Source organism: Bradyrhizobium genomosp. I (2014) (assembly GCF_000261685.1).
In the GTDB taxonomy this organism is placed as follows: Bacteria; Pseudomonadota; Alphaproteobacteria; order Rhizobiales; family Xanthobacteraceae; genus Bradyrhizobium.
Window position 1 is genome coordinate 20484 of record NZ_AJQE01000242.1, and the last position, 10853, is coordinate 31336.

The 10853-nt window shown below is 65.0% G+C and carries 12 protein-coding genes; 8 read left to right on the forward strand and 4 right to left on the reverse strand.

Annotation, left to right across the window (positions count from 1 at the left end; translation table 11 throughout):
- Positions 1-177 precede the first annotated feature (177 nt).
- The gene (locus IC50_RS22780) at positions 178-942 is read left to right on the forward strand and encodes a CPBP family intramembrane glutamic endopeptidase (RefSeq protein ID WP_035709900.1); all 765 of its coding nucleotides are present in this window, start codon (positions 178-180) and stop codon (positions 940-942) included.
- A gap of 139 nt (positions 943-1081) precedes the next feature.
- On the opposite strand, the gene IC50_RS22785 is transcribed toward IC50_RS22780, so the two are convergent.
- Entirely contained in the window at positions 1082-2005 is a 924-nt protein-coding gene (locus tag IC50_RS22785) for an AEC family transporter (RefSeq protein WP_035709902.1), read from the reverse strand.
- Positions 2006-2008: 3 nt separating this feature from the next.
- Positions 2009-2500, reverse strand: a complete 492-nt coding sequence (gene ruvX / locus IC50_RS22790; RefSeq protein WP_035709904.1) for a Holliday junction resolvase RuvX — start codon at positions 2498-2500, stop codon at positions 2009-2011.
- 47 nt (positions 2501-2547) lie between these two features.
- On the opposite strand from ruvX, the gene IC50_RS22795 reads away from it, so the two are divergent.
- Both IC50_RS22795 and IC50_RS38450 read left to right on the forward strand, forming a co-directional pair.
- Positions 2548-2775 carry a hypothetical protein gene (locus IC50_RS22795; RefSeq protein WP_035709907.1) on the forward strand — a complete coding sequence of 76 codons (228 nt, stop codon included), beginning with the start codon at positions 2548-2550 and terminating at the stop codon, positions 2773-2775.
- Positions 2776-3042: 267 nt separating this feature from the next.
- Entirely contained in the window at positions 3043-5253 is a 2211-nt protein-coding gene (locus IC50_RS38450) for a DNA/RNA non-specific endonuclease (protein ID WP_050991060.1), read from the forward strand.
- A 111-nt stretch (positions 5254-5364) separates the two neighbouring features.
- On the opposite strand, the gene IC50_RS22805 is transcribed toward IC50_RS38450, so the two are convergent.
- Both IC50_RS22805 and IC50_RS22810 read right to left on the reverse strand, forming a co-directional pair.
- On the reverse strand, positions 5365-6300 hold the full coding sequence (locus IC50_RS22805; RefSeq protein WP_035709910.1) for a cyclase family protein: 936 nt from the start codon (positions 6298-6300) through the stop codon (positions 5365-5367).
- Positions 6301-6489: 189 nt separating this feature from the next.
- A complete protein-coding gene (locus IC50_RS22810) occupies positions 6490-7380 on the reverse strand; it encodes a LysR family transcriptional regulator (RefSeq protein ID WP_035709913.1) in 891 nt (296 codons plus the stop codon).
- 97 nt (positions 7381-7477) lie between these two features.
- Here IC50_RS22810 and IC50_RS22815 point away from each other — a divergent pair, with 97 nt between their 5' ends.
- The 5 genes from IC50_RS22815 to IC50_RS22835 all read left to right on the forward strand — a co-directional run.
- On the forward strand, positions 7478-8482 hold the full coding sequence (locus IC50_RS22815; RefSeq protein ID WP_035709918.1) for an NAD(P)H-dependent flavin oxidoreductase: 1005 nt from the start codon (positions 7478-7480) through the stop codon (positions 8480-8482).
- 22 nt (positions 8483-8504) lie between these two features.
- On the forward strand, positions 8505-9581 hold the full coding sequence (locus IC50_RS22820) for an NAD(P)H-dependent flavin oxidoreductase (protein ID WP_035709920.1): 1077 nt from the start codon (positions 8505-8507) through the stop codon (positions 9579-9581).
- A 139-nt stretch (positions 9582-9720) separates the two neighbouring features.
- The gene (gatC, locus tag IC50_RS22825) at positions 9721-10008 is read left to right on the forward strand and encodes an Asp-tRNA(Asn)/Glu-tRNA(Gln) amidotransferase subunit GatC (RefSeq protein ID WP_008548395.1); all 288 of its coding nucleotides are present in this window, start codon (positions 9721-9723) and stop codon (positions 10006-10008) included.
- Between the two features lie 82 nt (positions 10009-10090).
- Positions 10091-10303 (forward strand): hypothetical protein, encoded by a 213-nt coding sequence (locus tag IC50_RS22830; RefSeq protein WP_035709922.1) that lies wholly within the window; start codon positions 10091-10093, stop codon positions 10301-10303.
- The coding region (locus tag IC50_RS22835) for an amidase (RefSeq protein ID WP_035709924.1) at positions 10300-10853 on the forward strand (554 nt) is incomplete at its 3' end. The genes IC50_RS22830 and IC50_RS22835, both read left to right, overlap by 4 nt.

Consider the following 10853-nt stretch of genomic DNA (forward strand, 5'->3'; position numbering starts at 1 on the left):
TTCTCAATCCACATCGTCATGGCCGGGCTTGACCCGGCCATCCACGTCTTGAGTTGCGACGCGACGAACGTGGATGCCCGGGCCTTCGCCTCGCCGAAGCGGCTTCGGCCGCGCAGGCGGGACAAGCCCGGGCAAACGACCTCTCGATAGTCTGCGCGACCTAACGAAAGCCTCCTGATGGATTCCCTCAATCCCGACCATCCGCCGCTGACCGTGACGCCGGCGCCGCCACGTGTCTGGAAGTTCTGGGGCACGGCGCTGTGGGGCCTCTTCATCTTCGTCGCGATGTTCGTCGGGCAGATCGGCGCGATCGTTCTGCTGGCGGTGCAGCGTGGTCTTCCCATGGACCTCGCCTCGCTGCAACTCGTCGGCCGCGAGCCCCAAGCGCTCGCGCTGTCGGTCACCATGGGTCTGCCGGCGACGCTGGCCGCGGTCTGGCTTGCCATTCGTATCAAGAAGGCGTCCTTTGTCGACTATCTCGCGTTGCACTGGCCGTCCTGGAAGCAGATGCTGTTCGGCGCCGTCGGCCTCATCCTGATCGTGCTGGTCTGGGAGACGATGTCGCGCGCGCTCGGCCGTGAGGCGACGCCGGGCTTCATGACCGACCTGCTGAAATCGGGACGCGACAAGGGCGCTGCGCTGTTGCTTCTGTTCGCCTTCAGCGTGGCCGCGCCCATGTCGGAAGAGATTCTGGCGCGAGGCTTCCTCTATCGCGGCTGGTCGGCGAGCTTCCTGCGCGTGGGCGGCGCGATCCTGCTGTCGTCGCTGGTCTGGACGGTCGTGCACCTCCAATACGACATGTACTTCCTCGCCGAGGTCTTCACCATCGGCCTGTGGTTCGGTTACATGCGTTATCGCGCCAATTCGCTCTGGCTCACCATCGTGCTCCATGCGCTGAACAATCTGACCGCGGTGGTGCTGACGATGTGGCTGGGGAGCTAGATCCACACTTCGTCATTGCGAGTCTTTCTGCGGCGGAAGTCTGGATTGCTTCGCCGCATCGGCGCAAAATTGCTACGCAATTTTGTCGCGAGCTCCTCGCAATGACGAGGTGAGAGAGGTGCGCTCGAATTGACGAGCGTCAGGCCGCCAGCGCGATCGCCATCGGCATCGTGATCGCCGCCAGGATCGTCTGCAGCGTGATGATCTGCGCCAGCAACGGCGCGTCGCCGCCCATCTGGCGGGCAAGCACATAGGCGCTGGGCGAGGTCGGCACGGCCGCGCAGATCGCGACGATCGCGAGGCCGTTGCCGGTGATGCCGAACCAGGCCGCGAGCCCCAGCGCGAGCGCAGGCATCAGCACCAGCTTCAGGCCGACGCCGATGGCTGCGCCCAGGCTGGGACGCAACAGGCCTTTCAGATGCAGGCCCGCGCCGGTGACGAGCAGGCCAATGGCGAGCGAGGACCGGCTCAGCGCGTCCGCCACCTCGTGCCAGATTTTTGGCAGCGGCAGGTGCATCAGATTGACGGCGAGGCCGATCGCGCAGGCCCAGATCAGCGGATTGCGGATCACCGTCATGGCGATGGCGCGCGGGGATCGCTTCTCCTGTGCGGCGTAATGGGCGAGCACGGCGACGCTGAACACGTTGACGAGCGGGATGATCGCGACCATGGCCACGGAGGCGAGCGCCAGCCCGAGATCGCCGAACATGTTGGCGGCGATCGACAGCGCAACGAAGGTTTGCCAGCGCGTTGCGCCCTGGAAGATCGAGGAGAAGGCGGGGCCATCGATGCCGAGCCGCGACAGGGCCGGCCGCAGCGCGAGACAGAGCAGCGACATCGCGAGCGCCGACAGCAGCAGCGCGCCGCCGACGCCGGCGACCGGCACCCTGGAGAGATCGGCCTTGACCAGGGTCTGGATCAGCAGCATCGGAAACAGCACGAAATAGGTCAGTTGCTCCAGCCCGTGCCATTGCGTGTCGAGACGCATCAGGCTGTGCCTCAGCACGACGCCGAGCACGATGAGGATGAAGACCGGCAGCAGCGCCGCTATCACGATCGGCATGGATCAGTCCGTCCCCGGCGCCGCGCGTAGATTTGCCAGACGGTCGAGCGCGCCCTGCAGGATGAAGATCGCGGCATGCTCGTCGATCACCTCGGCGCGCTTGGCGCGGCTGACGTCCATGCCGATCAGCTCGCGCTCGACCGCCGCGGTCGAGAGACGCTCGTCCCAGAGGCCGATGGGGAGCGCGGTCAGACCGGCGAGATTGCGGGCAAAGGCCCGGGTCGATTGCGCGCGCGGGCCCTCGCTGCCGTCCATGTTGATGGGCAGGCCGAGCACGAGGCCGACCACCTTGCGCTCGGCAGCGATCGCGAGCAGCCGGGCGGCGTCCTGCTTGAACGCCTTGCGGGAGATGGTCTCGACGCCGGTCGCAAGCCGGCGATCGGGATCGGACACGGCAACACCGATGGTCTTGGTGCCGAGATCGAGCCCGACCAGCGCGCCGCGCGCGGGCCAGTGGATTGCAGCATCGACGAGAGGCAGGATAAGAGCCGGCATGGCCTTAGCGCATATCACGCGTCACGCTGCGGAGTGAACCCGGAACAATGGATACGCTGACATTATTCGGCCTGTTCGCCGTCACGGCGATGCTGGTCACTTACGCGCTGGAGGATCGCAGCCACTGGTTCGTGCTGCTGTTCGCTGCGTCCTGCGCGCTTGGCTCGGTCTACGGTTTTCTCCAGGGCGCCTGGCCGTTCGGTCTGGTCGAGGCGATCTGGTCCGTCGTGGCGCTGCGGCGGTGGCAACTGAAGGCGATGGGAAGAAGCGTGTGAGAACGACCACGCACAAATGCAACGATCATTTGTGGCGAATCTCACACGGGTGACGTCGCAGGCCATGGCATGATGTCGCGCCCTCGGCAGCGCACGCCGATTGACGCTCTGGTTGCGCAGATGTAAGTATATAGGTCTAAAGTAGTGTGGGGCGCGTGCCCCGATTTCCAGAATGATCGGCAGCGACCGGCAGTCCGCGCTGCAACCTTGGCGCAAATTTTTCAGGCGCCGTCCATGTCCAATATTCGCCCGGTATTTTGAGAGGTCATGATGCTCATCAAGCCAAGCCTGATCGCGGGCTCAGAAAGGCGATTCAAGCAAGCCGAGTTCTCGCCCGAAGCCTTGAACCGGAAATTGGGCGACGGCCCGATCGAGATGACCGTCGAAAAGATCCGCCAGCGCCAGCGCCAGCTGCTGGCCGAGACGCACGACGTGCAGGCGGCCGAGATCGGTCTGGAGCGGATCATCCAGGGCAATGATCTCGACAGCATCAACTATCTCGCCAAGGGGACCGCCGCCGCACGCTCGGTCTGCCGTATTCAGCTCAGGGATCTCAAGTCGAATCTGCTCGGCTATGGTTCCGGCTTTCTGATCGGGCCCGGCCTGCTGCTGACGAACCATCACGTCTTCGGCAAGCCGGCCGACGCGGCCAATTCGATCGCCGATTTCAACTACGAATTGGACGTTTCGGGACAAGAGCGTGTGCCGGTGAGGTTCGGATTCGAGCCCGGCAAGTTCTTCTACACCAATGACAGGCTGGATTTCTCGGTCATTGCGGTGGCGCCAACCTCCCTGTCAGGCCACGAGGAGCTCGAGGATTGGGGCTGGCTGCCGCTGAGCGGCGCGCCCGGCAAGGCAGACCCGGGCGAGTATCTCACCATCGTCCAGCATCCCAGCGGGCAGATGAAGCAGGTCTGCGTCCGCGAGAACAAGCTGCTCAAATATGTCGGCGACTTCCTCTGGTACAATACCGATACGACGGCCGGATCGTCGGGATCGCCGGCGTTCAACCGCTTCTGGCAGGTGGTCGCGTTGCACCACAGCGGCGTTCCCCGGAAGGATGCGCAGGGCCGCACCCTGACAAAGGACGGCAAGGTGTGGAAGCCGGCGATGGACGAATCCTCGATCGACTGGATCGCCAACGAAGGCATCCGGACCAGCGCGATCGTCGCCGACCTCAAGGTTGCCGTTGCTTCTCATCCCTTGATCAGGCCGGTGCTCGACGAGGAGGAGCCGCCGATCCGGGACGAGGTCGCGAAAGTCCGGCCGCCCGCCGCCGCGCCTCCCTTTGGCGTTAATGCCTGGGTCGAGCAATCCCTTGACGGGACCTCGCTCGTGGTTCCGATCCGCGTGCCATTGCCGATGTTCAGGAAGGACATTCCGATGGCGCCGCTCGCGCCCGTTCCGGGCCCGGCGGGGGGCAACGGACGGGCGCCAAACGGCGGCAAGCCGTTGATCGCCCCGCCGGCCGGCCTCTTGCCTCACATCAGTGCGAAGAACGGCCTGCCCATGGAGGCCGTGCACATCGATCAGAGCACGCTGAAATCGCGTCCCGGATACAAGGCGAATTTTCTGGGCACCGGCAAGTTCTCGGTCCCCTTGCCGAAGATTCCGACCGCCCTCAAGTCCAGGATCGCGATGCTCAAGGGCAGTTCCAGGCAGTCCGAGCTGAAATATTTCAACTACAGCGTCGTCATGAACAAGGAGCGCAGGCTCGCCTTCTTCAGCTGCGTCAATATCGACGGCGGCAAGCAGCAGGACGTCGGGAAGCGCGAAGGTGATTCCTGGCTGCGCGATCCGCGCATCGACGACGATGCCCAGATCGGCGACGAGTTCTACCGCAAGCAGGCCACTTTCGAGGCGGACCGCAGCAAGAATCCGTTCGATCGCGGTCATCTGGTGCGCCGCCTCGATGCGACCTGGGGCGACACCGTCGCCGCGGCCAAGCAGCATGGCGACGATTCCTTCCATTTCACCAACTGCTCGCCGCAGTTCTTCTCGTTCAACCAGGGCAAGCAGCTCTGGGCGGGACTGGAGGACTATACGCGCGATGTCCTGCTCGAAGGCGAGGCGAAGGGCATCGTCATGAACGGCCCGGTGTTCGACGGACCGGATGCCGACGGCTCCGATCTGCCAAATCCGGCCGGCCGGCCGCACAAGGATCCGAGCTTCGGCGGCGTTCAAATTCCGAAGTATTTCTGGAAGATACTGATCCGCCGCAACGAGGAGGACGACGCGCTCAAGGCGGCGGCGTTCCTGATGAGCCAGCGAAAGCAGGTCATGGAGATCGACCGGATCCAGGAGGCGGATCTGCTCGAGCGGATGTCCGAGGAGGATGTCAGCGTCTTCCAGGTCTCGATCGCGGACCTGACGAAGTTGACCAAGCTCGACTTCGGCAATCTCGCCGACGCGGATTCGCACGAGGCGACCTCGGTCGGCCCGCGGCGGATCGAATCTTATGAGGACATCCGACTCTAGGGCCCGGGTCCTTCGAGCGGGGACCGACGCGGCTTTCGGGTGAGGGAAGCGGTGTGCTCCGTCGAGACACTGATGACCCTCACCCGGGGCGCTTGCGATGCGGGCCGCGCGTCAGCGGATCGCGATCGGGTTGATCATTGCCTGCACGCCGCCGGTCCAGCGCGGCTGTCCCAGCACGAACAGGAATTCATAGCCCCTGTCCCGAGCGAGCGCGGCGGTGTCCATGTTTTCGAGGATGTAGGTCCCGTTCATCGCGAGCAGGATCTGGTGCACCTCGAACACGTTCTTGGATTCGAACGGCAGCACCTCGAGCCCCCAGGTGTCGGCGCCGACGGCGACGACGCCCTTGCCGGTCAAATACTTCGCGCCTTCGACGCCGAGCCCGGGCTCGCCGGCCGAATAGCGTTTGTCGTCCTTGCCGATCAGGCCGAGCCAGCCGGTGTGGAAGATGACGACGTCGCCCTGGCGGATCTCGACGTTCTGCTGCTTGGCGGCTTCCTCGATCTCCTTGACGTTGAAGGCGGTGCCTTCCTTCACCACGTCGGTCTTGAAATAGGCGGCCATGTCGAGCAGCACACCGCGCGTGACTATCGGCGGCACCTTCTCGATGCCGAGCTTCTTCAGCCCGTTGGGATCGGCGAAATCGGCGAGCTTGTTGCCGTTGTAGTAGACGTGCTCGACGCCGAGATGGCCGAGCCCGTCGATCTGGCTGCCAATGCCGACCCAGGTGTCGAGGATGTCGTCGTTATAGGTCGCCTTGTTGGGGCCGAGACCCGGGCTGCCGGCCTGTCCGGGCTGCACGATGGTCAGCTTGAATGCGCGCGGCGGATACGCCGGCGTCTGCGACGTGACGGGAATGCCGAGGGCGTAGGTCTTGCCGGTCTTCACCAGCGAGGCCGCCTTCACCACCAGCTCGGGCGTCATGTAATTGGCGGCGCCGATCTCGTCGTTCGGCCCCCATTTCGATTTGGTCCAGTCCTGTGCGCTTGCAGTTCCTGATATCGCCGACAACGCGGCGACACAGCACAACACGAGCGTATTGCGCATCGATAGTCCTCCCGATGTTTTCTGCCGATATTGGGGTTCGTTATGGTTTTGCGCTGGCCAGTGGCGCATCCTAACGTAGAATGATTGCAGGCCTCAAAGCTTTTGATGTGCTGCGTTGCCGCGGCGGAACGCAACGCGGAAACGCGATGGATTTGTGACGAATTTCGTCGCGTGGAATGCTGCGTCGTGTCAGGCCGCGATGACGTCGTCGTCCTTCTTCAGGCAGTCGGTAAAACCGCTAAGCGCGCTGGTTTGATGGCCCGCGCGGCGCTGAATGAACAGTGTCTCGACGCGTGCGTGCGCCGGGCTCAGCGAGTGGATCGCGATGCTTCCGTTCATCGCGCTGCGCTCGACGACTGCGCGCGGCAGCAACGTCACGCCCATGTCGGCGGCGACGCAGCCGATCATGCCGTCGAGCGTGCCGAACTCGAAGCGTGCGGCCGATGGCCAGCCGAACTCGACGAAGATCTGTTCGAGCCGCTGACGGTAGGTGCAGCCGGTGCGGAAGACCAGCGCGGTCGGCCCGGACTCCGGCGTGCCGGCGCGCAGCTCGGCCAGCGAGGCCCAGCGCCGCGCGCTGACCAGCACCAGCTCCTCGCGGAAGGCGCTCGTCGCGATGAGATCGGAATGCGTGATGGGGCCCGCGACGAAGGCCCCGTCGAGCGTGCCGTCGAGCACGCCGGTGACGAGGTCGGCCGTCGGCGCAGTGCGCAAGGATAGACGCACGGCGGGGAAGCGGCGATGGAAGTCGGCGAGCAGCGGCGGCAGGCGCACGGCCGCCGTCGTCTCCATCGATCCAATCGCGAGCGGTCCTTTCGGCTCCCCATCGTCGCGTGCGGCGAGCAGGGCTTCGCGCGAGAGAGCCGCCATCTTTTGCGCGTAGGGGAGGAGGCGCGTGCCGGCACCGGTCAGCGTCATGCCGCGCGCGTGCCGCTCGAACAGCGCCGTTCCGATCTCCGCCTCCAGCGCCTTCACGCGCTGGGTGACGTTCGACTGCACCGTGTTGAGCTCTTCCGCGGCGCGGGTGATGCCGCCGGCACGAGCGACGGCGGCAAAGGTCTGGAGATCGCTGAGTTCCATGGCGTCGTTTCGCTTTCGAGATGGCAGCGTTCGCAACAATTCATTTTTCGAGAATGCTAGTCGCGCCTAGTCTCGCTGTCCAGATCGGGGAGGAGCCATGCCGATGACGACGTCGCTGACCACGCTGCTGGAGATCGCGCATCCGATCTTGCTGGCGCCGATGGATGTCGTCGCCGGCAGCCGCCTGGTCGCGGCTGTGAGCCGTGCCGGCGGGTTCGGCATTCTCGGCGGTGGCTACGGCGAGCGAGCGTGGCTGGAGCAGGAGACTGCGAAGCTCGCCGAACTGCGTGCGCCGTTCGGGATCGGCTTCATCACGTGGAGCCTCGCCAAGCGGCCCGAGCTTCTGGACATTGCGCTCGGCGTGAAGCCATCGGCGATCATGTTGTCGTTCGGCGATCCCGCGCCGTTTGCGCTCAAGATCAAGTCCGCCGGCGCACGCCTGATCTGCCAGGTCCAGGACGAGGCGATGGCGCGACAGGCGCTCGATGCCGGCGCCGATGTTCTGATCGCGCAGGGAACGGAGGCGGGCGGTCATGGCGCATCGCGGACCACCGTCGATCTCGTGCCGGCGATCGTCGATCTCGTTGCGGGTTGTGTTCCCGTGGCAGCGGCCGGCGGCATCGCCGACGGGCGCGGGCTCGCCGCCATGATGATGCTGGGCGCGAGCGGCGTGCTGCTCGGCACGCGCTTCTATGCGAGCCGGGAAGCCGACGGCGCGGAGGAGGCCAAGCGGCGCATCTGCGCGGCAAATGGCGGCTCCACGGTGCGCGGCATCATCTTCGATCTCTCGCGCAACAATGTCTGGCCGGCGCCCTTTACCGGGCGATGCCTGATCAATGATCACGCCCGGCGCTGGATCGGCCGTGAGGTCGAGCTGATGCAGAATGTCGCCGCAGTTGCCGTGGACTATGCCGCGGCGAAAGCGGCCGGCAATTTCGACGTCGCGGCCGTGATCGCAGGCGAGGCAGTCGCGCTGATTCATGATATTCCACCGGCGGCCGAGATCGTCGAGCGGATTGCGGCCGAGGCGGAGCAGCTTCTTGCCGGCAGAAGTAACTCGGTGATCGCAGCGCAGAATCTTTCACCCTCCAGGGGAGGGTAAGAACGAACGAGAGAGAACAACCATGTGGCCTGACCGTCGACTGATCGATCTGTTCAAGACTGAATTTCCGATCGTGCTGGCGCCGATGGCCGGCGTGATGGATGCGGAGCTGGTGATTGCGGCCGCGCAAGGCGGCGCGTTGGGCTCGCTGCCCTGTGCGATGATCTCGGCCGAGAAGGCGCGCGAGCAGGTTGGTCTCATCCGCCAGCGCGTGAAGGCGCCGGTCAACATGAACTTCTTCTGCCACGCGCCGGTCGAGCTCACGGCCGAAGCCGAAGCGCGCTGGAAGCAGCGACTCGCGGGTTACTACGCCGAGCATGGCCTCGATCCCGCGGCGCCGATCGCCGCGGCGAACCGCGCGCCATTCGATGCGGCGTTCTGCGACGTCGTCGAGGAGCTGAAGCCGGAAGTCGTCAGCTTCCATTTCGGTCTGCCGGAACAGGCGCTGCTCGAGCGGGTCAAGGCGGCCGGCTGTCGCGTCATCTCCTCCGCCACGACGGTGAGGGAAGCGGTCTGGCTGGAAGCGCGCGGCGTCGACGCCGTCATCGCGCAGGGCGCCGAGGCGGGCGGCCATCGCGGCATGTTCCTGACGGACAGGATCGCAGAACAGCCCGGCACTTTCGCGCTGGTGCCACAGGTTGCCAATGCCGTGAAGGTGCCGGTGATCGCGGCGGGCGGCATCGCCGATGGACGCGGTATCGCCGCGGCCTTCGCGCTCGGCGCATCCGGCGTGCAGATCGGCAGCGCTTATTTGCGCTGTCCGGAATCCAAGGTCAGCGCGGGCGGCCGCAGGGCGCTCGCCGAAGCGCGGGACGATTCCACCGTCATCACCAATGTCATGACCGGCCGGCCGGCGCGCGGCGTGCAGAACCGCCTGATGCGCGAGGCGGGCCCGGTCTCGCCGGATGCACCTCCCTTTCCCCATGCCGCGACCGCGCTGGGGCCGCTGAAGGCGGCTGCCGAAACGCAGGGCAGGGCGGATTTCACCAATCTCTGGGCGGGACAGGCGATTGCCCTCGGCCGCGAGGTCCCGGCCGCCGAATTGACCCGGGATCTCGCCAAATCGGCGCTGGCGCGCATGAAGGCGCTGGCCGGATAGGTGCTTTAGTTGTTGTTTGCGCATGATCTTTTCGGAAAACCGCTTCGCACTTTTCCGGATCATGCGCTAGCGCCGGTTGCGGCGCAAAACCGGCCTCTGCTATACGGCACTTAGGATTTGCCGTGAGAGGCCTTATATAATGTCCGTCGACGCCGCTACCGTCCGCCGCATCGCGCATCTGGCGCGCATTGCGGTCTCCGAGGACGAAGTTCCGCATCTGCAGGGCGAGCTCAACGCCATGCTCGCCTTTGTCGAGCAGCTCTCGGAGGTCAATGTCGAGGGCGTAGAGCCTATGACCTCGGTGACCCCGATGCAGATGAAGAAGCGGCAGGACGTGGTCAATGACGGCGAGATCGCCGACGATATCGTTGCCAACGCGCCGGCGACCGAAGGTCACTTCTTCCTGGTGCCGAAGGTCGTCGAGTAACTTGCATAGCGTTTTCGAGCGAAGTGGAAGCCGGTTCGCGTGAAGAAAACGCGCCAAACTAAGAGTCTCAGGACATTGTCCGATGTGCATGCTTTGCGACGATGAGAAGGCCTATCAGGCCTACATGAATTACCTCGACAAGATGGAGCGGCAGGGCAAGGCTGCCGATCCCAACGTCGCCGTCAATGCCGTGCTCGACGAGATCGAGGCTGCCGCGAAAGCCGCCGCCAAAAAAGACGACCCGGCCAACGACAAGACCCTGTCTCCGTTCTTCTGCAGCCCGATCAATAAATGACCGATTTGACATCGCTGACGCTCGCCGAGGCCCGCAAGGGTCTCGCCGACAAGACTTTCACGTCACTCGAGCTGACCGACGCGCATCTTTCCGCGATCGAAGCCGCGCGCGTGCTCAATGCCTTCGTGATGGAGACGCCCGACCAGGCGCGCGACATGGCGAAGGCCGTGGATGTGAAGATCGCCAAGGGCGATGCGGGTCCGCTCGCCGGCATCCCGCTCGGCATCAAGGATCTGTTCGCGACCAGGGGCGTGCGCACCACGGCCTGCTCGAAGATCCTCGGCAATTTCGTGCCGACCTACGAGTCCACCGTGACCTCGCAGCTCTGGCGCGACGGTGCGGTGATGCTCGGCAAGCTCAACAATGACGAGTTCGCGATGGGTTCGGCCAACGAGACCTCGTGCTTCGGCCCCGTCGGCAATCCCTGGCGGCGCGAGGGCAGCAACACGACGCTGGTGCCGGGTGGCTCCTCCGGCGGCTCGGCCTCTGCCGTGGCCGCGCTCTTGTGCATGGGCGCGACCGCGACCGACACCGGCGGCTCGATCCGCCA